Origin of the sequence: Pseudoalteromonas sp. SG43-4 (genome assembly GCF_014164325.1) — a bacterium.
GTDB classification, from domain to species: Bacteria; Pseudomonadota; Gammaproteobacteria; order Enterobacterales; family Alteromonadaceae; genus Pseudoalteromonas; species Pseudoalteromonas distincta.
Genome location: NZ_JACJFB010000005.1, coordinates 138,290 through 163,902 on the forward strand (window position 1 = coordinate 138,290; position 25,613 = coordinate 163,902).

At 40.9% G+C, this 25,613-nt stretch carries 22 protein-coding genes and 3 tRNA genes; 17 read left to right on the forward strand and 8 right to left on the reverse strand.

Going from position 1 to position 25,613, the window contains the following annotated elements; translation table 11 throughout:
* The first annotated feature begins 23 nt into the window (after window positions 1-23).
* The 9 genes from H5160_RS06955 (at window position 24) to H5160_RS06995 (ending at window position 9,289) form a co-directional block, all read left to right on the forward strand.
* Window positions 24-99: transfer RNA gene (locus H5160_RS06955), tRNA-His, on the forward strand.
* Between the two features lie 14 nt (window positions 100-113).
* Window positions 114-190: transfer RNA gene (locus H5160_RS06960), tRNA-Pro, on the forward strand.
* A gap of 70 nt (window positions 191-260) precedes the next feature.
* Window positions 261-337 (forward strand) — tRNA-Pro (locus tag H5160_RS06965).
* Window positions 338-715: 378 nt separating this feature from the next.
* Entirely contained in the window at window positions 716-2,020 is a 1,305-nt protein-coding gene (gene tig, locus H5160_RS06970) for a trigger factor (protein ID WP_002958347.1), read from the forward strand.
* Window positions 2,021-2,184: 164 nt separating this feature from the next.
* Complete coding sequence (gene clpP, locus H5160_RS06975) at window positions 2,185-2,802, forward strand: ATP-dependent Clp endopeptidase proteolytic subunit ClpP (protein ID WP_002958346.1); 618 nt, start codon at window positions 2,185-2,187, stop codon at window positions 2,800-2,802.
* Between the two features lie 135 nt (window positions 2,803-2,937).
* On the forward strand, window positions 2,938-4,221 hold the full coding sequence (clpX, locus tag H5160_RS06980) for an ATP-dependent protease ATP-binding subunit ClpX (RefSeq protein WP_002958344.1): 1,284 nt from the start codon (window positions 2,938-2,940) through the stop codon (window positions 4,219-4,221).
* Between the two features lie 151 nt (window positions 4,222-4,372).
* Complete coding sequence (gene lon, locus H5160_RS06985; RefSeq protein WP_182737121.1) at window positions 4,373-6,742, forward strand: endopeptidase La; 2,370 nt, start codon at window positions 4,373-4,375, stop codon at window positions 6,740-6,742.
* Between the two features lie 183 nt (window positions 6,743-6,925).
* Window positions 6,926-7,216 carry an HU family DNA-binding protein gene (locus H5160_RS06990; protein WP_158000827.1) on the forward strand — a complete coding sequence of 97 codons (291 nt, stop codon included), beginning with the start codon at window positions 6,926-6,928 and terminating at the stop codon, window positions 7,214-7,216.
* A gap of 171 nt (window positions 7,217-7,387) precedes the next feature.
* Window positions 7,388-9,289: a SurA N-terminal domain-containing protein gene (locus H5160_RS06995; RefSeq protein ID WP_182696377.1), complete on the forward strand. Its 1,902-nt coding sequence runs from the start codon at window positions 7,388-7,390 to the stop codon at window positions 9,287-9,289.
* 53 nt (window positions 9,290-9,342) lie between these two features.
* On the opposite strand, the gene H5160_RS07000 is transcribed toward H5160_RS06995, so the two are convergent.
* The 7 genes from H5160_RS07000 to pspF all read right to left on the reverse strand — a co-directional run bounded on the left by H5160_RS07000 (window position 9,343) and on the right by pspF (window position 16,257).
* Complete coding sequence (locus H5160_RS07000; RefSeq protein ID WP_182724526.1) at window positions 9,343-9,813, reverse strand: VOC family protein; 471 nt, start codon at window positions 9,811-9,813, stop codon at window positions 9,343-9,345.
* 88 nt (window positions 9,814-9,901) lie between these two features.
* Entirely contained in the window at window positions 9,902-10,663 is a 762-nt protein-coding gene (locus H5160_RS07005; RefSeq protein ID WP_182737122.1) for an ATP-binding cassette domain-containing protein, read from the reverse strand.
* Window positions 10,663-11,655 (reverse strand): oligopeptide/dipeptide ABC transporter ATP-binding protein, encoded by a 993-nt coding sequence (locus tag H5160_RS07010; RefSeq protein ID WP_002958338.1) that lies wholly within the window; start codon window positions 11,653-11,655, stop codon window positions 10,663-10,665. Before H5160_RS07010 ends, H5160_RS07005 begins: the two co-directional genes overlap by 1 nt.
* The gene (locus H5160_RS07015) at window positions 11,656-12,549 is read right to left on the reverse strand and encodes an ABC transporter permease subunit (protein ID WP_002958337.1); all 894 of its coding nucleotides are present in this window, start codon (window positions 12,547-12,549) and stop codon (window positions 11,656-11,658) included.
* A complete protein-coding gene (locus H5160_RS07020) occupies window positions 12,536-13,570 on the reverse strand; it encodes an ABC transporter permease subunit (protein WP_002958336.1) in 1,035 nt (344 codons plus the stop codon). Before H5160_RS07020 ends, H5160_RS07015 begins: the two co-directional genes overlap by 14 nt.
* Window positions 13,570-15,177 (reverse strand): ABC transporter substrate-binding protein, encoded by a 1,608-nt coding sequence (locus H5160_RS07025; RefSeq protein ID WP_024596506.1) that lies wholly within the window; start codon window positions 15,175-15,177, stop codon window positions 13,570-13,572. The genes H5160_RS07020 and H5160_RS07025 overlap by 1 nt, the downstream gene beginning before the upstream one ends.
* Before the next feature lie 15 nt (window positions 15,178-15,192).
* Complete coding sequence (gene pspF, locus H5160_RS07030) at window positions 15,193-16,257, reverse strand: phage shock protein operon transcriptional activator (RefSeq protein ID WP_182737123.1); 1,065 nt, start codon at window positions 16,255-16,257, stop codon at window positions 15,193-15,195.
* Window positions 16,258-16,443: 186 nt separating this feature from the next.
* Between pspF and pspA the strand changes: the two genes are divergently transcribed.
* From pspA to H5160_RS07070, 8 genes are all read left to right on the forward strand, one after another.
* Window positions 16,444-17,103, forward strand: coding sequence for a phage shock protein PspA (pspA, locus tag H5160_RS07035; RefSeq protein ID WP_007376832.1), 660 nt, complete (start codon window positions 16,444-16,446; stop codon window positions 17,101-17,103).
* A 72-nt stretch (window positions 17,104-17,175) separates the two neighbouring features.
* Entirely contained in the window at window positions 17,176-17,409 is a 234-nt protein-coding gene (pspB, locus tag H5160_RS07040; protein WP_024596504.1) for an envelope stress response membrane protein PspB, read from the forward strand.
* Entirely contained in the window at window positions 17,406-17,807 is a 402-nt protein-coding gene (pspC, locus tag H5160_RS07045; RefSeq protein WP_024596503.1) for an envelope stress response membrane protein PspC, read from the forward strand. Before pspB ends, pspC begins: the two co-directional genes overlap by 4 nt.
* 63 nt (window positions 17,808-17,870) lie before the next feature.
* On the forward strand, window positions 17,871-19,289 hold the full coding sequence (locus H5160_RS07050; protein ID WP_182737124.1) for a YcjX family protein: 1,419 nt from the start codon (window positions 17,871-17,873) through the stop codon (window positions 19,287-19,289).
* The gene (locus H5160_RS07055; RefSeq protein WP_182737125.1) at window positions 19,286-20,311 is read left to right on the forward strand and encodes a TIGR01620 family protein; all 1,026 of its coding nucleotides are present in this window, start codon (window positions 19,286-19,288) and stop codon (window positions 20,309-20,311) included. Before H5160_RS07050 ends, H5160_RS07055 begins: the two co-directional genes overlap by 4 nt.
* A 502-nt stretch (window positions 20,312-20,813) precedes the next feature.
* A complete protein-coding gene (gene megL / locus H5160_RS07060; RefSeq protein ID WP_024596502.1) occupies window positions 20,814-21,995 on the forward strand; it encodes a methionine gamma-lyase in 1,182 nt (393 codons plus the stop codon).
* 236 nt (window positions 21,996-22,231) lie between these two features.
* Window positions 22,232-23,029 (forward strand): phenylalanine 4-monooxygenase, encoded by a 798-nt coding sequence (gene phhA, locus H5160_RS07065; RefSeq protein ID WP_182737127.1) that lies wholly within the window; start codon window positions 22,232-22,234, stop codon window positions 23,027-23,029.
* Window positions 23,030-23,067: 38 nt separating this feature from the next.
* Entirely contained in the window at window positions 23,068-23,412 is a 345-nt protein-coding gene (locus H5160_RS07070; RefSeq protein WP_002958326.1) for a 4a-hydroxytetrahydrobiopterin dehydratase, read from the forward strand.
* 83 nt (window positions 23,413-23,495) lie between these two features.
* On the opposite strand, the gene H5160_RS07075 is transcribed toward H5160_RS07070, so the two are convergent.
* Complete coding sequence (locus H5160_RS07075) at window positions 23,496-25,526, reverse strand: BCCT family transporter (RefSeq protein ID WP_024606267.1); 2,031 nt, start codon at window positions 25,524-25,526, stop codon at window positions 23,496-23,498.
* Window positions 25,527-25,613 lie beyond the last annotated feature (87 nt).

The window sequence follows — 25,613 nt, forward strand, 5'->3', positions numbered from 1 at the left end:
TTTGAAAACATGTAAATATAGCGGTGATTGTAGCTCAGTTGGTAGAGCCCCGGATTGTGATTCCGGTTGTCGTGGGTTCGAGCCCCATCAGTCACCCCATTTACAACGAATATCGGCGATTAGCGCAGTTTGGTAGCGCACTTGGTTTGGGTCCAAGGGGTCGCAGGTTCAAATCCTGCATCGCCGACCATTTTCTTAAAATGGTCTTAAACTCTCAGTTTAAGTGTTCAGTATGAAAAAAGAAGTTAACTCTTCAATGTCGGCGATTAGCGCAGTTTGGTAGCGCACTTGGTTTGGGTCCAAGGGGTCGCAGGTTCAAATCCTGCATCGCCGACCATTTTCTTATCTAATAAGAACAATAAGTAAATTCCTCTAAGTTATAATTCTAAATCTGTTAGCCTATAATTCTATTAAATAATTTCTATTTTATTCTATTTAGTCCGTAGTTAGCCTGTTTTTTATTCAGTTAGTCTTTATAGTCCCTTATCTAGTCCAAATAATTGCCCCCTATACTCGACTATCATAAATATTAGGTTATAATGCCGCGTCTATTGTTTAACATAGTGCCCGAAGGGCAAAGCAGCAATGGTGTCTCATGGTAGCGACGGATGCTTTTAAGTGTGAAAAACCGCTTAAACTTTATCAAGACTCATGCAGAACACTTTGTTTGTAAAGGAAGGCGAACAGTCGCCAAAATTGAATATTGAGGTAAATCATGCAAGTTTCTGTTGAGACGACCCAAGGCCTTGAGCGCCGTATAACTATCACCGTTCCTTCAGAGAACGTTGAGACCGAAGTAAAAAAACGCCTACAACAACTGTCAAAAACACAGCGTATAGATGGTTTCCGTGCTGGTAAAGTTCCAGTATCTGTAATTAACAAGCGTTTTGGCCCTGCAGTTCGTCAAGAAGTTGCTGGCGAAGTAATGCAACGTAATTACATCGAAGCAATCGTTTCTGAAAAAATCAACCCAGCTGGCGCGCCTACATTCGCTCCTAAATCACTTGAAGCAGGTAAAGATTTAGAATTCTCAGCAACGTTTGAAGTTTACCCTGAAGTTGAAGTTCAAGGTTTAGATAAAATTACTGTTGAAAAACCAGCAGTAACAGTAACTGACGAAGATTTAGCTAACATGCTAGAAACACTTCGTAAGCAACACGCAGCGTGGGCTGATGTTGATGCAGCTGCTGGCGAAAACGACCGTGTAACAGTTGATTTCGTAGGTACTATCGACGGTGAAGTATTTGAAGGCGGCAAAGCTGAAGACTTCCCATTAGAACTTGGCCAAGGTCGTATGATCCCAGGTTTTGAAGATAACATCGTAGGTAAAAAAGCAGGCGAAGAAGTAGTTGCTGATGTAACTTTCCCTGATGATTACCACGCTGAAAACTTAAAAGGTAAAGCGGCTCAATTCACTATCACAGTGAAAAAAGTTGAAGCGCAAGAATTACCAGAATTAAGCGAAGAGTTTGCAACTAAATTCGGTGTTACCGAAGGCGGCGTAGACGCGCTTAAAGAAGAAGTTAAAAAGAACATGACACGTGAGCTAGACCAAGCGGTTAAAGCAAGCGTTAAAGACCAAGCAATCAAAGGTCTTTTAGCTAACAACGAAATCGAAGTGCCTAAAGCACTTGTTGATCAAGAAGTTGATGCTCTACGTCAGCAAGCAGCTCAACGTTTTGGCGGCGACGCTCAAAACATGCCAGAGCTTCCAGCTGAATTGTTCCACGAGCAAGCTGTAACACGTGTAAAAACTGGCCTTTTATTAGGTGAAGTGATTAAAGCTAACGACATCAAAGTTGATGATGCTAAAGTTGAAGCATTAATCGCAACAGTAGCTTCTGCATACGAAGATCCAACTGAAGTAGTAGAATACTACAAAGGTAATGATCAACTTATGCAGCAAATGCGTAATGTAGCAATGGAAGAGCAAGCTGTTGAAGCTATTTTAGCTAAAGCAGTTGTTACTGATGTTGAAAAAGCATTTGATGACATCATGAATCCACAGCAAGGTGCTTAATAAGTCATTGACTTAAGCTCTCGCTAACGATTAAATGGCTCGTGTTACTCTGTTTATACAGCGTGCCCGGGCCATTTTAGTTTTTGGCTCTAAATTTGCGAAAAACGATAACTATGCTTCCTTATAATAAGGATAAGTATAAGCGCATAAGGAATTAAATAAGTATGAATACTGGTATTACAGATCCCCTAAATGCATTGGTCCCAATGGTTGTTGAACAAACACCAAAAGGCGAGCGCTCGTATGATATTTATTCGAGATTATTAAAAGAGCGTATTATCTTTTTAACAGGTCAAGTTGAAGACAACATGGCAAATCTGATCTTAGCGCAAATGCTATTTTTAGAATCAGAGAACCCTGATAAAGATATCTTTTTATATATCAACTCACCAGGTGGTTCAGTAACTGCGGGTATGGCTATTTACGACACAATGAACTTCATCAAACCAGATGTAAGTACAATATGTGTAGGTCAAGCTGCAAGCATGGGGGCTTTTTTACTTACTGCTGGTGCTAAAGGTAAGCGTTTTTGCCTACCAAACTCACGTGTGATGATTCACCAACCATTAGGTGGTTTCCAAGGTCAAGCATCTGACTTTGAAATACACGCTAAAGAAATTCTGTCTATTAAAGATAAGCTTAACCGCTTAATGGCTGAGCATACAGGCCAACCATTAGATATTATCTCTAAAGACACTGATCGTGATAACTTCATGAGTGCTTCGCAAGCTGTAGATTACGGCTTGGTAGACTCTGTATTTACAAATCGCGACAAAAAGTAAGCGCTTGGTAAGCAGGACTGCCTGTTTGCCACTTTGAGTTACTATGCGAAAACCAATAAATTTTGGTATAGTTAAAGCGTATTGAAATAGCCGCCAATAGTTTTGGTGGCCAACGTAATAAAATGAGGTAGCTGAATGTCTGACACTCCTACAGACGGCGACAAAAGTAATAAATTGTTATACTGCTCTTTTTGTGGCAAAAGCCAACATGAAGTGCGTAAATTAATTGCAGGCCCTTCAGTATACGTTTGTGATGAATGTGTAGAGTTGTGTAACGATATTATCAGGGAAGAGATCAAAGACATTGCTCCTAAGCATGATACGTCTGACAAACTACCTGTACCAAAAGAAATTCGTAAACACTTAGACGATTATGTTATTGGTCAAGACCATGCTAAAAAAGTATTGTCTGTTGCCGTTTATAACCATTATAAACGCCTACGTAACCAATCGACTAAGCAAGACATTGAATTAAGTAAAAGTAATATTTTGCTTATCGGCCCAACAGGTAGTGGTAAAACATTACTTGCAGAAACATTAGCGCGCCTACTTGACGTGCCGTTTACTATGGCCGATGCCACTACATTAACCGAAGCAGGTTATGTAGGTGAAGATGTTGAAAACATCATTCAAAAGCTTTTACAAAAGTGCGATTACGATGTTGAAAAAGCACAGCGCGGTATTGTCTACATCGATGAAATTGACAAGATTTCTCGTAAATCAGATAATCCTTCAATTACGCGTGACGTATCAGGCGAGGGCGTTCAACAGGCGCTACTTAAACTGATTGAAGGCACCGTTGCTTCTGTTCCACCGCAAGGTGGTCGTAAACATCCACAGCAAGAGTTTTTACAAGTAGATACATCTAAAATCTTGTTTATTTGTGGTGGTGCATTTTCAGGCCTAGATAAAGTAATTGAGCAACGTAGCCATAAAAACACCGGTATCGGTTTTGGCGTTAGCGTAAAAGAGTCTGCGGCGAGTCGTTCTTTAAGTGAAACATTTAAAGATGTAGAGCCAGAAGATTTAGTTAAATATGGCTTAATTCCTGAGTTTATAGGTCGTTTGCCGGTAGTGGCTACGCTAACAGAACTTGATGAAGCAGCTCTTGTACAAATATTGAGTGAACCTAAAAACGCGATTACTAAACAGTTTTCAGTATTGTTTGGTATGGAAGACGTTGAACTTGAGTTTCGCGATGATGCCTTAGCTGCAATTGCCCACAAAGCAATGGAGCGTAAAACAGGCGCACGTGGTCTTCGTTCAATTGTTGAAGGTGTACTACTTGATACTATGTACGAGCTTCCTTCAATGGATGATGTAAGCAAAGTAGTTATTGATGAAACCGTTATTAAAGGTGAGTCAGATCCAATCTTGATTTATGAAAATAATAAACAAGATAAAGCTGCATCAGAATAGTTTTTAAGCTATTTGAATGGAAAAAGGAGCCTTAGGCTCCTTTTTTTATAATTAATTTAATCGAGTTAGGGAAAATTGTTGAACTTTAATTAGGTTATCCCCATATACTTGAGTAATCTTTAAAATAAATGAAGTGCGAAGAGAAACTATAATGACGCTTGAGAGAACCGACCGAGTCGAAATCCCAGTCCTTGCACTGCGCGATGTTGTGGTATACCCGCACATGGTGATCCCGCTTTTTGTTGGCCGTGAAAAATCAATAAAATGCCTAGAAGCGGCAATGGACAAAGACAAACAAATTTTCTTGGTTGCACAAAAAGATGCAACTGTAGATGAACCAGAGCAAGATGATATTTATCGTATCGGTACTATTGCCACTGTACTTCAGTTATTAAAATTACCAGACGGTACAGTTAAAGTTTTAGTCGAAGGTACACAGCGCGCACAAATTGAAGAATTTGTAGATAACGATGACTTTTTTGTCGCTAATGCTCAATTTATTGAATCTGATTCTGTAGATGAACAAGAGCAAGATATTTTTATCCGAAGCGCAATTAGCCAGTTTGAAGGCTATGTAAAGCTAAATAAAAAAATTCCACCTGAAGTACTAACTTCGGTTTCAGGTATTGATGAGCCAGCACGTCTTGCCGACACAATGGCAGCGCATATGCCGCTTAAAGTACCTGAAAAACAAAAAGTGCTCGAAATTTCAAGTGTCACAGAACGTCTTGAATATTTAATGGCACTAATGGAAGGCGAAATAGACTTATTGCAAGTTGAGAAGAAAATTCGTACCCGCGTTAAAAAGCAGATGGAAAAATCTCAGCGCGAGTATTACCTCAATGAGCAAATGAAAGCCATTCAAAAAGAACTTGGTGAGCTTGATGATGTGCCTGATGAATTTGAAGCGCTTAAAAAGCGTATTGAAGATTCTGGCATGCCTGATGAAGCTAAAGAAAAGGCAACTACAGAGCTCAATAAGCTTAAAATGATGTCGCCAATGTCTGCAGAAGCAACTGTAGTGCGTTCATACATAGATACATTAATTAATGTGCCATGGAAAAAACGCTCTAAAGTGAAAAAAGACTTAGCAGGCGCACAAAAAATTCTTGATAGCGATCACCACGGCTTAGATAAAGTAAAAGAACGCATTATTGAGTACCTCGCAGTACAACAGCGTACTAATAAGCTCAAAGGGCCAATTTTATGTTTAGTTGGACCACCAGGTGTTGGTAAAACATCACTTGGGCAATCTATTGCACGTTCGACTGGTCGTAAGTATGTTCGTATGGCGCTTGGCGGCGTACGTGATGAAGCTGAGATTCGCGGTCATCGTCGTACATACATAGGTTCAATGCCAGGTAAGCTAATTCAAAACATGACAAAAGTGGGCGTTAAAAACCCATTATTCTTATTAGATGAAATCGATAAAATGTCATCGGACATGCGCGGCGACCCAGCATCAGCATTGTTAGAGGTGCTTGATCCGGAACAAAACAGTCATTTTGCCGATCACTATCTTGAAGTCGATTACGATTTATCTGACGTTATGTTTGTAGCAACATCAAACAGCTTTAACATTCCTGGTCCATTATTAGATCGTATGGAAGTTATTCGCTTGTCGGGTTACACCGAAGATGAAAAGCTAAACATTGCAAAAGAGCACTTAATTACTAAACAAGTTAAACGTAACGGTTTAAAAGAGTCTGAAATAGTTATCGAAGACAGCGCAATTATTGGCATTATTCGTTATTACACACGTGAAGCGGGTGTACGTAACTTAGAGCGCGAAATTTCGAAACTATGTCGTAAAGCAGTTAAAAATATCTTACTTGAAAAAGACACTAAAATAGTGACCATCAATCAAGATAACCTAGAAGAGTTTTTAGGTGTGCAGCGCTTTGACTATGGCAAAGCTGAAGATGGCGACCGTATTGGTCAAGTTACAGGCTTAGCATGGACAGAAGTTGGCGGTGATTTGCTAACAATTGAATGTGCGGCAGTGCCAGGTAAAGGCAAGTTAAGTTACACCGGTTCTCTTGGCGATGTAATGCAAGAGTCGATTCAAGCGGCAATGACGGTTGTGCGTAATCGAGCAGATACTTTCCGTATTAACAGCGACTTTTACGAAAAACGTGATATTCACGTACACGTACCTGAGGGCGCAACACCAAAAGATGGTCCTAGTGCGGGCGCAGCAATGGTAACGGGTCTTGTATCTAGCTTAACGGGTAATCCTGTACGAGCAGATGTTGCAATGACAGGTGAAATTACACTACGCGGTGAAGTACTTCCTATTGGTGGTTTAAAAGAGAAGTTATTAGCGGCGCATCGTGGTGGAATTAAAACAGTGATCATTCCAAAAATTAACGAACGTGACTTAAAAGAGATACCAGACAACGTGCTGGCAGGTCTTGATATTCACCCAGTTACTTGGATTGACGAGGTGTTAAAGCTTGCTTTAGTGCATCCTGTTGAGAGTTTTTCGGTCGAAACACCTAAAAACCAAGAAAAAAGCTAAAAAAAGTGCTTTTTAGGGCTTTTCAAATCTAAACGGTATGATAAGTTAAGCACTGGTTTTCAAGCCTAGCCCTTACGGGGCCTAGGCTTAAGAAAAATATAATCATGTGGGCATTAAAAGTTTGCTCTAAAATTTTCAAAAAAGTGATGTTAGTTTAAAAAACCATCGCTCTTGATAATAACAATGAAAGAGGATGATATTGTGAATAAATCTCAATTAATCGATCAAATCGCAGCTGATGCTGACATTTCTAAAGCGGCTGCAGGTCGTGCACTAGATTCATTCATCGAATCTGTATCTGGCGCGCTAAAAGATGGCGACTCAGTTGCACTTGTAGGTTTTGGTACTTTCTCAGTACGTGAACGTGCTGCACGTTCAGGCCGTAACCCGCAAACTGGTGAAACTATCCAAATTGCTGCTGCAACTATTCCAGCTTTCAAAGCCGGTAAAGCGCTTAAAGACGCAGTAAACTAATCACTGTTTTAAACACATTAGTTATGGCGAGTGTAAAGTTACTGATTCACCACAACAGATGAGTTAAGTAACTTTTCCGCCAGTTACTTCAAGTGAAAAAGCGTATCTGGTAAGATACGCTTTTTTTACATGTGACAAGGTAAAATACCTTGATCAAAAAGAGATAAACAAATGCTTGAGAAAATCAGAGAAGGTTCGCAAGGACCTGTAGCCAAAATAATTTTAGGCGCGGTGATTTTATCTTTTGCCTTAGCAGGGATCGGTAGTTACTTAGGTCAAACCACAGAACAACCCGTTGCTGAAGTAAATGGAATTAAAATTAGTCAAACCGATTTTAACCGTGCTTACCAAAATGAACGTAGCCGTTTAGAGCAACAATTTGGTGAATACTTTACACAAATTGCAGCTGATCCAAATTACATGGCACAAATTCGTCAAGGTGTAGTTGACCGCTTAGTACAACAAGAATTGCAATCACAGCTAGCGGCTGATTTAGGCCTTCGCGTAAGCGACGAAAGTGTACGTAAAACAATTTTAGAATTACCGTACTTTCAAATTGGTGAAAAATTTAATAACGACCGTTACCTACAAGTAATTCGTCAAATGAATTTTCAACCAGATGCTTTTCGTGAATATTTACGTAAAGATATGACACGCAGCCAGGTAGTATCTGCTGTTGCAGGTACAGACTTTGCTCTAGAGAGCGAGCTGAAAAGCGCAATTGCTCTTCAGCAGCAAACTCGTAGTATTGATTACGTAGTTGTAAACAAAGAGGCACTTGCCGCGAATGTTGAAGTATCAGATCAAGAAGTATCTGATTACTACGACTTAAACGCATCTCAATTTTTATCTCCAGAGCTTATTTCAGTAAGTTACATTGAGCTTAAAGCAGCAGATATCAATGTTGAATCGGTAACCGAGGATGACGTTAAAGCGTATTATGAGCAAAACAAAGCACAATACGTTGAGCCAGAAAAGCGTCGCGTATCACATATCTTAATTGATAACAGTGAAGACGATGATGCAGCAAAAGAAAAAGCCAATGCTCTTCATGCACAGCTAGAGCAAGGTGCAGACTTTGCTGAGTTAGCACAATCATCGTCTGACGATATCGTTAGTGGCGAAATGGGCGGCGATCTTGAGTGGATTGAGCGTGATGTAATGGACCCTGCATTTGAAGACGCGGCTTTCGCGCTTGAAAATAAAGGTGATATTTCTGACGTTGTTACTTCTGAGTTTGGTTATCACATAATTAAACTTACTGACATTCAACCACAACAAGTTAAAGCGTATGACGATGTTAAAGCTGACTTACGTGCTGAATTAGAACAAGCTGAAAAAATAGATGCATTTTACGAAAAGCAAACTGAAATGGGTGCACTTGCATTTGAAATTTCAGACCGCTTAGATGATGCTGCAGAAGTTGCTGAAGTGGAAGTTAAATCTACACCTCTTTTAGCACTTAATGCTCTACCAGAGCCGTTAAACAGCCCTGCAGTTGTTACAGCATTAACATCAGTTGATTTACTTGAAGATAAAGTAAATTCTGAAGTTATTGAGCTTGGCGATGAGCATGCAATCATTGTTCGTATTAACGAGCATAAAGCTGCTGCTACTAAGCCGTTAGACGAAGTAAGCGAGGAAATTAAAGCGCGTTTAGTGAATGAAAAATCATCTGAGCTTGCTAAAGAAAAGGCACGTAGCTTATTTGCAGAAGTACAAGCAGGTAAGAGCTTAAACGATGTTGCTAACGAGCAAAGCTTAACACTTCGCCAAGAAGCGCAGTTAACACGTCAAAGCTACACTGTTTCACCTGCTATTGTGACTCAAGCTTTTAAAATGGCTCACCCAGCGGATTCTGCGGTAGTCGATCTCGTTAATTTAAATAATGGTGATGCAGCAATTGTAGCGCTTAAGTCGGTAACGGATGCACAAGTTGCAGCTAATATTGACCCTCAAGCAAAACAAAGCATTACTATGGCGCAAGCTAATAAAAACTACATGGTATTTATTGAAGCGCTTAAAGCCAATGCTGAGCTTAACTTACCAACGGCTACACAAACTGTTGAGTAATTAATTTTAGCTCATAAAGAAAGGCGCTTTTAAAGCGCCTTTTTTATTGTCTTTTAATTACCTCTGGCAATAAACTCAATCCGATTGCCGCTAGGCTCTCTTATCATCATATGTTGGGTTGGGCCGCTACCTAAGTTTTCGGGTGCAAACTCTATAATAATATTATTTTGCATTTTTAAGTGTTCATGTAGCTCGCTTAACTTTTTGATACTTTCAACACTGAGTGCTAAATGGTGTAAGCCCACATTTTCTGCTCGATTAAACTCCACACGTTTTGCATCGCTTTTCACGCGCCATAATGTAATGGTTATTTTATTGTTTGATAAAAAATAAGCAGGATAGGCTGGGTCATTCCCTAGCGTTTTAAAGCCAAGTACATCAGTAAAAAATGCTTTGGATGCATCTAAGTTTGATACGGTTAAACCTAAATGATCAACGCCACCAACCCAATTTGTATCAGCAATAGCTGAGGCTGATAGAAGGAGTAATGGGGAAAGGCTAAGTAGTAACTTTTGTTTAAGCATGAGATCTCTTGTTAATTAAATACAATTAACAAGAAGACCTAGTTAAATACGGTTACCTTACAAAAAAGTTAGGTATTTATAATCTGCTTTAGCAGCTTAATAAACGCTGCGTTACTTTTGATTGAGGGTTTTGAAAAACATCTTCAGTAGGACCGTATTCAACCACTTCGCCTTTATCAAGAACAACTACAAAATCACTAATGTGGCGTACTAAACTTAAATGATGAGTGATCATCACATACGTAAGGCCTGTATCGCGCTGCAGCTTAAGTAACAAGTTTACTATTTGCGCTCGTATAGAGGGATCTAAAGACGAAACAGCTTCATCAAGTACAATCACCTTAGGATCTAAAATTAATGCACGAGAAAACGCTACACGCTGTAACTGCCCCACGCTAAACATATGCGGGTAGTAGTGTTTATGATCGATTAACAAACCCACCTTAGAAAGCGTTGCATCAATCTTTTCAGTGCGTTCACTAGCATCAAGCTCAGTATTATATTGCAGGCAATCATCAAGCATTTCGCCAATGGTTAAGCCCGGGTTGAGCGATGCAGCTGAATCTTGAAAAATCATACGAATATGGCGACATTGATTATCGCGTACGCCATTATCTTCGATAATATTATTCTCGAGCAAAATTTGCCCGCTATCAGCGCTATCAGCTCCTGAAAGTAGTTTTGCCAACGTACTTTTACCTGCGCCTGTTTCGCCAATTATGGCAATGGTTTCACCTTTACCTACGCAAAATGAAATGTTTTTAAGGACTTCAAACTTTTTACGTGAAAAAAGCCCAGCTCGTACATTAAAGGTTTTACAAAGCGCTTGTACTTTTAACAGTGGCTGCATTACTTCATGTCCTTAATTAACGGAAAGTGACACGCATAACTATGCCCATGATGTTTAGTCAGGGCTGGTGTAACCACGCAGGCTTTTTGTGCTTGTGGGCAACGCGGCCCAAGGCGACAGCCAATAGGCAAATGTTGCAGGGTAGGGATAGTCCCTTTAAGTGCATAAAAAGGTTCTTTATGTGCTAATCCTTGCTCGTAGTCTGGCAAGCTTTTTAGTAATGCTTGCGTGTATGGATGGCGAGGCTGTTTAAATATTTCATGGGTTGGGCCTGCTTCAACCATTTGCCCGCAATATAAAACATGAATGCCATGCGACCAATGTGCAATCTCTTCCAGTTCATGAGAGATCATCAAGATAGACATGTTTTTAAGTTGGTTTAAGCTTTTTAGTAACCTAAATACTTGTGCGCGAGTTGTGCTCTCAAGCGCTGTAGTGGGCTCATCAGCGATTAAAAGTTTAGGCGTGCGAGCAATGGCCATCGCAATCATTACTTTTTGACATACGCCTTCAGAGAGCTCATGAGGGTAACTACTTAGTACCGCTTCGTGGTTTTTAATACCCACCTTATGAATAAGCGCCTTTACTCTGTCTTTTCTCTCTCGGTTGCGTTTTAAAAAGAAACCTTTAGTTGCGACCTCTGGGAGTGTTTCGGCAATTTGGTCAAATATTTTAGCGGTTGGGTCAAGGCAGCGACTTGGGTCTTGATAGATCATCGCTATATCTTGGCTTACTATTTTACGGCGTTTCTCTGGGCTTAAACGCATTAAGTCTACGCCGCGCCAATGAATACGGTCGGCAGTAATATCCCAGCGCTCGTTTAATACACCAATAATCGCTTTTGCTATTAAGCTTTTGCCAGAGCCAGACTCGCCCACAAGCGCATGTACTTCACCTTCTTTTAAGCTAAAGCTCACTCTGTCTACAGCTCTAATTACAGTTTCAGAGGTACGTAGTTCAATTGTTAAGTTACGAACATCGAGTAATTGCATTTAATCAGCCTTACGTGCTTTTAGCACTTGTCGCAGGCCATCGCCTACTAAATTAGTAGATAACACGGCTAAAAATAACAGTACACCAGGTAGCGCTACAGTCCACGGCGCTAAATAAATAAGGCCTAGATTTTCGGCTAATATTGCGCCCCATTCGGTCGTTGGTGGCTGAGCCCCTAATTTTAAAAATCCCAGTGCTGAAATATCTAATATCGCAGTAGAAAGCGCCATCGTGAATATAACCACAATATGCTCATAAATATTAGGGAAAATACCGCGCGATATTATATGCCAATTAGATGCGCCATCGAGTCTAAACGCAGTAATGTAATCTTTACTTAATTCATCAACAATTAGGTTGCGCACCGAGTGAATAAATTGCGGTAGTAACGCTAAAATAATTGCCCATACGGTATTCATTAAACCAGGACCGAGTATGGCGATTATTATTATGGCCAATAACAAAGAAGGAATAGAAAGTGTTATATCAAGTAAATGATTTAAAAAGCTTGAACGCAACCCTTTACTAATCCCGGCAAAAGTCCCCACTAATACACCAAACAGGGTCGTGATTAGGGCAGCTACAACAGAAAGTCCAAACGTATATGTTGCACCATTCATTAAGCGCGAGAGTACATCACGGCCTAAATCATCGGTGCCTAAAATAAAGCGTACATCGCCCATTTCTCGCCATGAGGGCGGTATGAGTAGTGCATCACTATGCTGTTGGTTTACGCCATAGGGCGCTAAAAAAGGAGCTGTGGCGGCCAATAATGCAAACGCCATAAATATCCATAAACCAACCAAAGCTGGGTGATTGTTTTTAAATTTGCGCCAAAATCGCGCAAGTGGCGATTTATTCGACTCTTCAGAAAATAAATTAAACTTTGCCATGGGCCTGATTCCGCGAGAGTGGATCGAATAAAGTGTAAGTAAGCTCAGCTGTAATAGAGGCTAAAATAACAAATAAAGACACCGCCATTAATCCGCCTTGAATTGCAGGAAAGTCGCGCTGATAAATACTATCGATTAACCATCGGCCAATACCCGGCCAAGAAAAAATAACTTCAGTAATCATCGCAAGTGTTATCAAGGTGCTAAATTGCAAACCAATTTGCTTAATTACCGGTAGTAGAGCATTACGCAGTGCATGGTGCATGATAAGTTGACGGCGGTTAAGGCCTTTTGCCCTAGCTGTTTTAATAAAGTTTTGATCCATTACCTTAAGCATAGACTCGCGAGTAAAGCGCACTAATACCGTGGTTGGATACATGGCCAGTACAATAGTAGGGAGTGTTAAATGGCGCAGCGCATCAACAAAGGCCATCCCTTTATATGGAAATCCAGCTAGAGCAATATCAATTAATATAAACCCTGTACTGGCGGGTATTTCGTAAAGGAGGCCCATTCTGCCCGACATAGGAAACCAGCCAAGCTTTAATGAAAAAACCATTATTAACAACAATGCGAGCCAAAACACAGGCATTGAATAACCTACCATAGTGACAGAGTTTATAAGTTTGTCGGGCCAGCGTTTATGATAGCCAGAGCCTAAAATGCCAGTAGGTACACCAATAACAACCGATACAATTAATGCATATACGCTTAGCTCTAAAGTAGCCGGTAGTAAGTCAATAATATGGCTAAACACGCTGTTACCAGAGGCAAATGAAAGCCCCCAATCGCCTTGAAATATTCTCCCTAAAAAGGCAATGTATTGCATAAAGTAATTGCTGTTGTATAAATATTTATCCTCAAGCTCACTATGCTGTGCAAAGTTACCACTTGGTATGCCACTTAAATTACTTAGCGGATCACCGGGAAATAAATACGCCAGTGAAAACGTAAATACGCTGAGCATTAGTATCATAAAAAAGAACAAACCAAGGCGACGTAAAATATAATCTAAGATCATTATTTTTTCCTCGCATTAGCAAGCGAAATAGCACCAAACGGGCCAAGTGTTATGCCTTCCACATCAGCGCTACTTGCTTGAAAGCGCAAGCCATGAGCAATAGGTAATAACGGCAACTCTTTAATAATTAAGCTTTGTGCATCTTCGTAGTATTTTTTACGTTTGTTTAAATCAGTGGTGTCTAGTGCTTTAGTAAGCAATAAATCAAATTGGGGATTACACCAGTTTGCAGGGTTTTTGCCACTAAAAGTAGCGGTGCAACTCAGCAGCGGGCTAAAAAAGTTATCAGGGTCGGGTGTATCTGCGGCCCAACCAAGTAATACACTGTCGTGCCTATGCTCGCCAATACGTTGAATAAACGTATTCCACTCATATTCTACAATACTGACGTTAACGCCTACTTTGCGTAAATCACTTTGCATAAGCTCAGCCATTTTACGTGCGTTGGGGTTATAAATACGACTCACAGGCATAGCCCATATCGTCATATCAAAGCCATTAGGCAACCCTGCTTCAATAAGTAACTTTTTAGCAAGTTCTGGATCAAATGTAGGTATATCTTCTTGTGGCTCAAATGCCCAAGAGGTTGGCGGCAAAATCGATTGTGCGCGAGTACCATTACCGTAATAAACCGCCTGCATTATTTTATCTACATCTATTGCGTGCGCAAGCGCTTGGCGTACGCGTAAGTCGTCAAACGGAGCACGCTCTGTATTAAATGCCCAATAACCTATGTTTAAGTTTGTTTCTTTTTCGACGTTTATATCATCGCGTTGCGCTAAAATGCTCAATTGTGCACTACTTGGATGAGCCGTTACATCGCACTCTTTAGTCAGCATTTTTGCTATGCGCGTAGTGCCGTTAGGGGTTATATCGTAAACCAATTGCTCAAGTGCAACGTCATGCTTCCAATAAAGTGGGTTACGGTAAAAGCGCACAAGATGATCTCGGCGGTATTCTTTATAAATATACGGGCCGGTGCCAATAGGGTACTGATCAAATAAGTTTTTTTGATTATTTTTCTTAAGTTTCATGGCGTATTCTTCTGAAAGCACCACGGCAAAGTCGGTAGCCATATTAGCTAAAAAACTACTTTCAGGATTAAACAATTCAAAACGGACTTGGTAGTCAGACACGCGCACAATTTTGCGAATAAGTTGATCAATTCCTACACTTTGAAAATACGGGTAATCGGCATCGCCCACAAAGTGATATGGATTATATACATCGAATAATCGGCTAAAGGTGAATATAACGTCGTCGGCGTTAAAGTCCCGCGATGGGGTAAAATAAGAAGTTGTATGAAACTTTACATCTTTACGCAGGGTAAAGGTAACCGATTTACCATCTTTGCTAATTTTCCAATCGGTCGCCAGCTCACTTTGAAACTCTGCCGTAACAGGGTCAATGCTAATTAAGCGGTCGTATAATTGGTTAGCAATTATATCAATAGTTGAACCGGTGGTCGTGACTTGCGGATTAAACGACACAGGGTTAGCTTCAGCGCAATAAACTAAGCCTTGGTTTTTTTCTTCTATGATTTCTTCTTTGCTATCAAGGCAACCAACTAAAGTGGTGGTAAGCAAAACAAGTAATAATTTATGCACCCGCATAACCTCTGACTATTGTTGATCCAATAAGTTGTATTTTTTAAGATAACCACGTAATTGATGATACGTTAAACCAAGTACTTCTGCAGTTTTCTTTTGATTAAATTGGCTATGTTCGAGTGCTTTATTAATCATGTTTATTTCAAAGTCGTTTGAATGCTCTTTTAAGCTGCACGGAAATTGAATATCAACGGCTGAATAATTGCTTGCTTGAGTAACCGGTGGCGCAACAACAATAGGCTCGGCATTAACAGTTTGAGCTGCTATAGGTGCTTTAATACGCGCTTTTGGTCTAAATGGGCTATCGAATGGGTCTAAAATAATCTGGTGAACGGGAATATGTTCACTACCGTGGCGATACAAACTGCGTTCAACCACATTTTTAAGTTCACGAATATTACCAGGCCAATCATAACTAAGCAGTGTTTCTGTTGCGCTTCGGGTAAAACCGCTAAACAGTTCCCACTCTAAATCGCGCGCCATATTCATCGCAAACTGCTCAGCAAGAAGCATAATATCGTCTTGGCGTTCGCGCAGTGGTGGCAGGGTAATTACATCAAAGGCAAGGCGATCGAGTAAATCACTTCTAAATTCACCTTGCTCGGCCAAATAAGGAAGATCTTCGTTTGTCGCACACACTAAGCGGGTATCTACTTTTACAGTTTGTTTGCCGCCAACACGTTCAAACTCACCGTATTCTATAACGCGCAGCAGTTTTTCTTGTACCATAGCTGAGGTATTAGCTAATTCATCTAAAAACAGTGTGCCGCTGTTAGCGCGTTCAAAACGACCTTCGTGACGTTTACTTGCCCCCGTAAAAGCACCGCTTTCGTGGCCAAATAACTCACTTTCGAGTAGGTTTTCGTTAAGCGCTGCACAGTTAAGCTTTACGTAGTTTTGATCCCAGCGTTTTGATAAAAAGTGTAAGCGTGCTGCTATTAGCTCTTTACCTGTGCCGCGTTCACCAATAATAAGTACCGGTTTATCTAAATTAGCCAGTTGCGATACCTGATCTAATACAGACAGAAAGCTATCTGATTGGCCGAGTAAATTATCCTGTTGGCGATATTGGCTCATATTTCCTAACTCTTGGTCATTTTTACTAACAGTTAGTGTATTTCATAATTAGGGATAACTAAAGAAATTTGTATATTTAGTTTAACGTAATGAAAATAAAGTGTATTTTAACTTTTAAAAAGTTGGCAAGCATATTGATACTAGTTATAGCAGACTAACTAAGTTTTAATTACAGAGGTAAATGTTATGGGAATTTTTTCACGTTTTGCAGATATCGTTAATTCTAATATCAACGCCATTTTAGATAAAGCAGAAGACCCAGAAAAAATGGTTCGTCTGATTATTCAAGAAATGGAAGATACGCTTGTTGAAGTACGTTCTACATCAGCTAAAACATTGGCTGAGAAAAAAGAAATTGTACGCCGCTTAGATACACTTAAAGCGCAGGTAAGTGATTGGCAAGATAAAGCCGAACTGGCTTTAAGTAAAGACCGCGACGATTTAGCGCGTTCAGCCTTACTTGAAAAGCAAAAGTCGGCAGATGCAGTTGCTTCAGTAGCGAGTGAGCTTGAACATGTAGAGTCTCATATTGAGAAATTACAGCAAGAAGTAACGACGCTACAAGAAAAGCTAGCAGATGCTAAATCTCGTCAAAAAGCGATTATACTTCGCCAACGTTCGGCTGAGTCGCGCCTTGAAGTGAAAAAGACACTTGATAGCTCAAAAGTAGAAGAAGCACTTAACCGCTTTGAACGTTACGAAACCAAAATTGATGGACTAGAATCTCAAATTGAGTCGTACGATTTAGGTAAAAAGACGTTAGCGGATGAAATTGCTAATCTACAAAAAAATGAAAAGATAGATGATGAGCTAGCCGAACTTAAAAAGAAGTTAGCTGATAAATAATTACATATAAAAATATATGGGGCCCTTGTGCCCCAGCTTAAAAACATCAAAACGGATTGTCAGGAGAGGATTATGTTTGATCCAGAGATATTAGTTGCACCATTTATCTTGTTTATGATTTTTGTTGCTCCGCTGTGGCTAATTTTGCACTACCGTAGCAAGAAACAAGTAAGCCAAGGTTTAAGTGAGCACGAACATCGCCAATTACTTGAGCTTGCACACAAAGCTGAAAAAATGGCTGATCGATTAGAAACACTTGAAGCATTGCTTGATCAAGAGTCACCACAATGGAGACGCAAAGTATGAGTGCCAAACGCGAATTATTAAGAGACCCACAACGCGGTAAAATAGCCGGTGTGTGTGCGGGATTAAGTGACTACTTTAATATGGAGTTATGGTTAGTTCGCATTATATTTGTTAGTGCGGTACTGCTAACGGGTGGCCCATTATTTGTGGTAGCGTATATTGCAGCTTGGTTCATTTTAGATAAAAAAGAGCCCGCAACAGCGCAAACAAAAAGCTCAACTAAAACTGATGATCCGCTAGAAGTAAAATTTAAAGTATGGCAAAAAGGCGAGCCGCCGCGCCGCGCATTGCAAGATTTAAAAGAGCGTTTAACGCGTGTAGATACTCGCCTTCAAGATATGGAGCGCCATGTAACTTCAAGCGAGTTTACGGTGAGCCGTGAAATTAACAAACTTTAAAGGATTTAATAGCACCTTATTTGCAGCGTGATAAATTACGGCAAATTAGGTGCAAGACACTTTATGAGCCAATCATTTGCAAAAAAGACCTTTAAAAGCATTAAAGGCAAAGCACAAAAAGCCCTTCATCGCAGTTTAGACCAACACGTAAAGCTTGCCGTAACTGGCCTAAGTGGTAGTGGTAAAACTGCCTTTATTACCGCGCTTGTTAAACACTTAACAACCCAAGCGGACGATAAAAACTTACCTTTTTTTGATGTAATGCGCGAGCACCGCCATGTGGCCACTAAAGTTGTGCCGCAAGAGGCGTTAAAAGTCCCTACGTTTAATTACCCTCGAGCACTCAATACTTTATTACCCAGCGATGGGATGCCTACATGGCCTGCATCTACCGAGCGTATTAATACGCTGCGCTTGGCAATAAAGTATCAAAGTAATGCAGGGCTGCGTGGGCACTTTTCGCCGCAATCAACGCTTTATTTAGATATTATTGACTACCCGGGTGAATGGCTCCTTGATTTACCTATGCTTGAGCAAAGCTATTCTCAATGGTGCGAGCAGCAATATCCGTTATTAACTCAGCCTTCGCGCGTAAACACATCAAGTGACTTTTTAGTGGCCGTTGATCAACTTGACTTAAACGCCCCCGTTGATGAAAACGCACTTGCCCATATTGCTCAGCTTTATCAAAGCATGTTAGTCGGGCTTAAAAAAGACACCAAACTTGCCATGTTGCAACCTGGGCGCATGCTTATGCCTGGCGACCTACAAGGCGCGCCATTGTTATTGTTTTTTCCGGTATCGGGTGAAATAAACAGTGACGATGTCGTTGCGGGTTCTAATTTAGCGCATTTAATTAAGCGTTTTAACGCCTATATAAAAGAAGTTGTAAAACCATTTTATAATGAGCATTTTAGGCACTTTGATCGCCAAATTGTACTTGTAGATGTACTTAGTGCATTAAACGAAGGGCACGAAACACTCCAAGAGCAAAGCAGTGTAATAAACCAATTACTCGCACATTTTAACTATGGCGAGTCGGGCTTTTTTAAACGTTTATTTAAGCCCAACATAGACAAAATATTATTTGCAGCTAATAAATCAGATCACATAAGTGCTAAGCACCATAAAGATTTAGCACTGCTACTTGATTCGCTCGTGCATGAGCAAAGTAATCATTTAAAGTTTGATGGTGTAAAAATAGAAACCATGGCCATGTCGTCAATTACAGCAACGCAACCGCGCCAAATTACCGACAAAGGCCAAACGCTTGACTGCATTTACGGTAAACCATTACACGAGCCTGATTGGCTTACGTATCTACCGCCGCAACCACCCTCGCGGATGCTTAATAAAAATGAGTGGCCAGCACAGGGATTTGAGTTTTTATCGTTCTCTCCAATGCCGAGCCCCGATAAACAACTACAACATATTCGATTAGATCATGTCATGCAGTACCTGCTAGGAGACAAATTAACATGAGTGAGTCAAACCAAACATTTCAAGCAGGGCGTCGGATAGATACGCAAAGCATTGAACAAAACGAACCCGTTTTAGCACCTGCAAAAATTATTCAGCACGGGCAAAGTGATTACGAAGAACTTGAAGATGAAGCACTAGAGCCCGAAATAGATCTGGAACCGGTGTACAAAAAGTCAAAGTGGCAAACGCTTAAAGGTGTTTTTGCTATTAGTTTTATAGTACTGGTGCTTTTAGAGTTTGCGTACTCGTTATTATTTGCTTTCGAGCAGTCAATTATTTTAGGCAGTGTTTATTTAACTGCGGTTGTAAGTGGCGTACTGCTAATAGGGCGCTTATTGTGGCGAGAGTACCGAATGCTGCGCAGTTTAAAGCGTAACCAATTGCACCGAGTTGAAGCCGACAGGCTTTTAAACAGCGAGCAAGTAGGTGGTGCATTACCTTGGCTCGAAAAGCTTAATAAACACCAAGAGCTTGATAACTTTGAAACCTTTAAAAACCAAGTAGCGATGCATCACAGCGACAAAGAAATAATGACGCTGTACGCCAACAGTTTATTAATAACCCAAGACACCAAAGCTAAAAAGCTTATAAATCGTTTTGCGACTGAATCTGCACTGCTAGTTGCCCTAAGCCCACTTGCGCTGGTGGATATGATGGCTGTGCTTTGGCGCGGTACTAAATTAATAGAACAAATTGGTAAAATTTACGGCATTGGTTTTGGCTACGCGAGCCGCATTAAGCTTTACCGTATGTTGATAAAACAAGTAATGTTTGTTGGCAGTGCAGAGCTTGTATCTGACCTTGCTGCAACTGCACTAAGTGCTGAGCTTTTAGGTAAGCTTTCGGGACGAGCTGCGCAAGGGGTCAGCGCCGGTATTTTTACAGCGCGTATTGGTTACAAAGCAATGGAGCTTAGTCGCCCATTACCACGGCTTGAAAACAAACGCAGCTTACTAAAAGGCACTGTGCAAAGCATCGCAGGTAAAATTATGAGCCGTAAAAAGGCGGAACCAACACACTAGGGTCTGTTGAACTTTTAAGGTTAAATTTGCAGCAGTCTGTTTGGTATTTAGGCAAGGCAGAGCCTATGTAGTGTGGTTATTCCCCATAAATAGGTGATAACGTAGCATTAATGCCAAACAGGCGCTGCCCAAAGGGTTCTTCCTAGGGGCTATTTACTCTTTGTTGCCTACATGGATGTAGGTAAGGGGCGTGAGCAGAACGCGGAAGCTTTGCTCGGTTTTACTTATTCTTACATGGATGTAAGCCAGTAGGGTAACGCAGGAGCAGTTACCGAGCCCACTAGGTTACAAACCTCGCGCCGCGATTTAATCTTCCTTGGATTGAACAAATTTCAATCCGCAAAGGTCAACACGCCCTGGTGGCAATATTTGTGTACAAACGTGCGCTGCACGGTTTTTACACAAATAGCCATCTGAGCATCCGGCATGCTTGCTGTTTGTAAGCGCATACGTTTTGATTGTTGAATCGCAAAAACATAATAATCAAAAAAATGAGCCTACAATGAGCAAGCATCATATAAACACCCAGTGTATTCACGGACCACAAAAAGCAAACGACCCGCACGGCGCACTCACTTCTCCTTTGTATCAAACCTCTACCTTTCATTTTGAAAATGCCGCACAAGGTGCTGCGCGTTTTGCAGGCGACGAACCTGGCTATATTTATACGCGCTTAGGAAACCCTACAACCACAGAGCTTGAGCAAAAAGTTGCTCAACTAGAGAGCTGTGAAGCAGCTGCTGCAACCGCAACAGGTATGGGGGCTGTATCAGCCTCAGTACTGAGCTTTTTATCGCAGGGAGATCACCTTGTTGCCTCAAGTGCTTTGTATGGTTGTACCTTTGCGTTTTTCTCGCATATGTTGCCGCGCTGGGGAATCGAAGTCACTTTTGTTGATATGACCAACGAGGACGAACTACGCGCTGCCATCAAACCTAATTCAAAAATGATATTTGTAGAAACGCCAATCAACCCCACTATGGCGGTTATTGATTTGGCACTTATTGGCGCAGTTGCTAAAGAGCACAACTTAATTAGTGTGGTCGACAACACCTTTTTAACGCCGCTACTGCAATCGCCTAAAAAATACGGTATCGACATTATAATGCACAGTGCGACCAAGTACTTAAACGGCCACGGAGATGTAGTTGCCGGTATTGTATGTGGATCGTTTGAGCACATAACACACATTAAAATGACCGTACTAAAAGATATTGGTGCAACCATAAGCCCACACGATGCATGGCTAATTAATCGAGGCCTAAAAACACTCGCTATTAGAATAGAGCGCCATTGTCAAAGCGCACAAACAATAGCGCAATATCTAGAGGCTCACCCACAAGTAAGCACCGTATATTACCCGGGGCTTAAATCGCACCCAGGTTATAAGTTTATTGGTAATCAAATGAAAGCCGCTGGTGGTGTTATTGCGTTTGAAATAAAAGGCACGCTACAAGATGGCGCACAATTTATTGATAGTATGAAACTTTGTACACTTGCAGTAAGCCTCGGCGACGCTGAAACACTGATTCAGCATCCTGCATCTATGACTCACTCGCCTTATACGCCAGAGGAGCGAGCTGCCGCTGGAATAAGTGATGGGCTGATCAGACTCTCGGTTGGGCTTGAAGATGTTAACGACATTATTAGTGATTTAGACCAAGCTTTTACTAAAATTGGTTAGGTGTATTTAATTATATACACTAAAAACAAGGTGTAGCCCTTTGTTTAAAGGCCTGTATTTTTAATGTGCCACAGGTGTAATTTTAAATTTACAATCTAAGTGATCGCGCTAAATACTGATGTTAGCCTATCTATTAAACTTTTCTTCACTTTTGCATAGTATGGGGCCATTCGATATTCATTAGGTTTGAGTATCACACTGACACCGATTTAGGGCTCACACCCAAGAAGGTACTTATGGCTAAAGCAAGTAAATACACATCCAAAACACCAGACGAAAATGGTGTTATACATTGGAGTGATGAAGAAAATAAAATTTGGTCTGAGCTTGTAGCGCGCCAACTTGCATGCATTGAAGGCAAAGCCTGCGATGAGTACATGCAAGGGTTAAAAAAGATTAACCTGCCGCACGACCGCATTCCGCAGTTAAGCGAACTAAACGAAGTGTTACTAGCCACAACCGGTTGGCAAGTTGCACCAGTACCTGCGCTTATCGACTTTGATGAGTTTTTTAGATTACTGGCAAACAAGCAGTTTCCGGTAGCTACATTTATTCGTAGCCGCGAAGAATTTGACTACCTACAAGAGCCAGATATTTTTCATGAAATATTTGGCCATTGCGCCATGCTAACTAACCCTGACTTTGCCGAGTTTACACACAAGTACGGGCAATTAGGTTACGCAGCGCAGAAAAAAGACCGTGTATACCTTGCGCGTATATACTGGTTTACAGTCGAATTTGGTTTAATGCAAACCGAACACGGTCTGCGTATTTACGGCGGTGGTATTTTATCAAGCCCAGGGGAGACTCAGTACGTATACTCAAATACGCCAGTAATCAGCCCAATGAATGTTCTAGATGTACTGCGTACGCCGTACCGTATTGATATTATGCAGCCACAGTACTACACCATAAATTCGATTCATGATCTGTTTGATATATCACAAATGGATATTATGACTTTGGTTGAGCGAGCTAAAGAGCTTGGTTTGCACGACCCAAAATTTCCACCAAAAGAAAAATTAGCCAGTTAAACATTAATGCTACAAAAGCTAAAAAGTAAGGATTTAGAATGTCTTCATTAAGTGCACAAAAATGCGAAGCCTGTCATGTAGATGCGCCAAAAGTATCTGACGAAGAGTTAGCACAATTAATTACTAAAATCCCAGACTGGGTACCAGAAGTACGTGACGGCATTATGCAGCTTGAGCGTGTTTATAAATTTAAAAACTTTAAACAGGCTATCGCGTTTACTAACAAAGTAGGCGACATGGCAGAAGACGAAGGCCATCACCCAGGTTTATTAACCGAGTGGGGCAAAGTAACCGTTACATGGTGGAGCCATTCAATTAAAGGCCTACACAAAAACGATTTTATTTGCGCAGCTAAAACAGACGACGTATTTAACGCGCTGTAGTTAAAAATTAATTGAGCGAACTAAAAAGGCACTTTTCAGTGCCTTTTTTATTGCAATAATTGTGTATTAAATACGATGCTTATTTAAGGTTTATCGCTATTTAACATGTCATCGTGTTCGGCCATATCCCAAGGTAGTTCACCTGGGCTGTTACCTAAAAAGTGTAAGTAATTCTCAAATTGATCAAGAATATCCTTCACAATATCATCTTCACTGTAACCATACACATCGTAAGATTGCCCACCACGGCGTAAGAAAACATCAGCCTTGTAATACATTTCGATGTTATCAATCTCAGGTTTCAGCTCAGAATAGGCAAAGCTTGGCATAGGGTGTTCGGTTAGACGAATGTCATACACAAAATCAACATGCTCATGGCGTAGCACAGTTAAATGAGCACGGCCTAAGTCGGTATCAAAATCAACCTCTGCATGCCATTGTCGCGCTTTTAATTCAGCCTGAACGGCTTGCATTGCTTGTACTACCACACTACTAATGAAGGTGTGTACTTTTTCTTTATTGGGGTAATTAACCATGGCGGCTAAACGGCGCTTCCAATGAGATAAGTTAATATTACGGCCATTAAGCGCATGTGCTTGTAAACTAGTATCGCGATGGCCTTCAATGGTGAGTGCTCGCCAAAGCCCAGCGGTTGCAATAAGCATAATGATCGCAAAGGGTAAGGCACTGGCTATAGTCATAGTTTGTAGCGCACTTAACCCACCTGCCACTAATAAAACAGCAGCCACCGCGCCCTCTAGCACAGCCCAAAACACGCGTTGCCATGCGGGTGTATTAATATTACCTCCAGAGGCGAGAGAATCAATAACTAATGATCCTGAGTCAGACGAAGTAACAAAAAAGGTAATGATTAGAATAACGGTAAGTAGCGAAATAATAAATGATAACGGTAACACCTCAAATAACTGAAACAATGCAACAGCTTGGTTTGCTTGAACATCAGTAATTAAAGTATTGAACCCTTCATTCATTATTAGATTTAACGCGGTATCACCAAACACAGAAAACCATAAAAAGGTAAAAATAGTCGGGACTAGCATCACGCCAACAACAAATTGCCTGATGGTTCTGCCGCGGCTAATTTTAGCGATAAACATGCCAACAAAGGGTGCCCAAGCAATAGTCCAGCCAAATATAAATAGGGTCCAGTTACCAATCCAATCACTACGGCTGTACGCCTGTAAATTAAAAGTACGCTCAACAATACCGCTAAGGTAGCTGCCGGTATTTTGTAAAAACGATTCAAGAATATGAATAGTAGGGCCAATAAAAAATACAAAGGCCATTAACGACACTGCAAGAGTCATGTTTACAATAGATAAGCGCTTTACACCTTTATCCATCCCAGCCACTACTGAGAGAGTAGCTGCTGCGGTAATAATGGCAATAGCAGTAATTTGTACTGTGGTATTAATAGGGATACTTGGCCACAAATAATGCAGCCCAGCATTAATTTGGGTAACGGAAAGTCCTAACGTTGTGGCAATGCCAAATAACGTGCCTAATATGGCAAACACATCAACAGTGTGACCAATAGGACCATATATTTTATCACCAATAAGTGGATACAACGCTGAGCGAATCGACAGTGGGAGGCCATGACGAAATGCAAAATACGCAAGGACTAAACCGACAATCCCATAGATTGCCCATATGTGAAAACCCCAATGAAAAAATGCAATTTGCATAGCTTGCTTGGCAGCGTCGACGGTTTCTGCTGCGCCTGCGGGCGGAGATGCATAATGGAGCACGGGCTCTGCTACACCAAAATAAAGTAATGCGACTCCGTAACCGGCCGAAAATAGCATAGCAAACCATTCAGCGAAACTGTATTGCGGCTGCGCATGATCAGGGCCCAGCTTGATATTTCCCCAGCTGGAGGCTGCTACACAAACAATGAAAACTAAGAAAATAGCGACTGATAACATATAAAACCAACCAAAGGTTTCTGTTATCCACTTGAGGGTAACGCTGAATACTTGCCCTGCGAGTTCAGGGTTGCTAATTGTACCAATTACCAAGAGCAGAATAATAACCACTGCAGGTAAAAATACCGGTAGCAAAATAGTTGAGCGTAAAGCAGTTTTTGTCATATTAATCCTTAATATTAATTGCTAACTTTCAATTATACTTTACTACCTTATTATATCTTGGGTGTGTTGGCTAATTCAGTCTCTTGT

Coding starts and splice junctions, on each gene's coding strand:
- tig (WP_002958347.1), top strand. CDS start 716: ATGCAAGTTTCTGTTGAGACGACCCAAGGCCTTGAGCGCCGTATAACT.
- H5160_RS07010 (WP_002958338.1), bottom strand. CDS start 11,655: ATGCAATTACTCGATGTTCGTAACTTAACAATTGAACTACGTACCTCT.
- clpP (WP_002958346.1), top strand. CDS start 2,185: ATGAATACTGGTATTACAGATCCCCTAAATGCATTGGTCCCAATGGTT.
- phhA (WP_182737127.1), top strand. CDS start 22,232: ATGGCTAAAGCAAGTAAATACACATCCAAAACACCAGACGAAAATGGT.
- H5160_RS07015 (WP_002958337.1), bottom strand. CDS start 12,549: ATGGCAAAGTTTAATTTATTTTCTGAAGAGTCGAATAAATCGCCACTT.
- pspA (WP_007376832.1), top strand. CDS start 16,444: ATGGGAATTTTTTCACGTTTTGCAGATATCGTTAATTCTAATATCAAC.
- H5160_RS07055 (WP_182737125.1), top strand. CDS start 19,286: ATGAGTGAGTCAAACCAAACATTTCAAGCAGGGCGTCGGATAGATACG.
- H5160_RS07000 (WP_182724526.1), bottom strand. CDS start 9,813: ATGCTTAAACAAAAGTTACTACTTAGCCTTTCCCCATTACTCCTTCTA.
- megL (WP_024596502.1), top strand. CDS start 20,814: ATGAGCAAGCATCATATAAACACCCAGTGTATTCACGGACCACAAAAA.
- H5160_RS07070 (WP_002958326.1), top strand. CDS start 23,068: ATGTCTTCATTAAGTGCACAAAAATGCGAAGCCTGTCATGTAGATGCG.
- H5160_RS07050 (WP_182737124.1), top strand. CDS start 17,871: ATGAGCCAATCATTTGCAAAAAAGACCTTTAAAAGCATTAAAGGCAAA.
- lon (WP_182737121.1), top strand. CDS start 4,373: ATGACGCTTGAGAGAACCGACCGAGTCGAAATCCCAGTCCTTGCACTG.
- H5160_RS06990 (WP_158000827.1), top strand. CDS start 6,926: ATGAAAGAGGATGATATTGTGAATAAATCTCAATTAATCGATCAAATC.
- clpX (WP_002958344.1), top strand. CDS start 2,938: ATGTCTGACACTCCTACAGACGGCGACAAAAGTAATAAATTGTTATAC.
- H5160_RS07020 (WP_002958336.1), bottom strand. CDS start 13,570: ATGATCTTAGATTATATTTTACGTCGCCTTGGTTTGTTCTTTTTTATG.
- H5160_RS07005 (WP_182737122.1), bottom strand. CDS start 10,663: ATGCAGCCACTGTTAAAAGTACAAGCGCTTTGTAAAACCTTTAATGTA.
- pspF (WP_182737123.1), bottom strand. CDS start 16,257: ATGAGCCAATATCGCCAACAGGATAATTTACTCGGCCAATCAGATAGC.
- pspC (WP_024596503.1), top strand. CDS start 17,406: ATGAGTGCCAAACGCGAATTATTAAGAGACCCACAACGCGGTAAAATA.
- H5160_RS06995 (WP_182696377.1), top strand. CDS start 7,388: ATGCTTGAGAAAATCAGAGAAGGTTCGCAAGGACCTGTAGCCAAAATA.
- pspB (WP_024596504.1), top strand. CDS start 17,176: ATGTTTGATCCAGAGATATTAGTTGCACCATTTATCTTGTTTATGATT.
- H5160_RS07075 (WP_024606267.1), bottom strand. CDS start 25,526: ATGACAAAAACTGCTTTACGCTCAACTATTTTGCTACCGGTATTTTTA.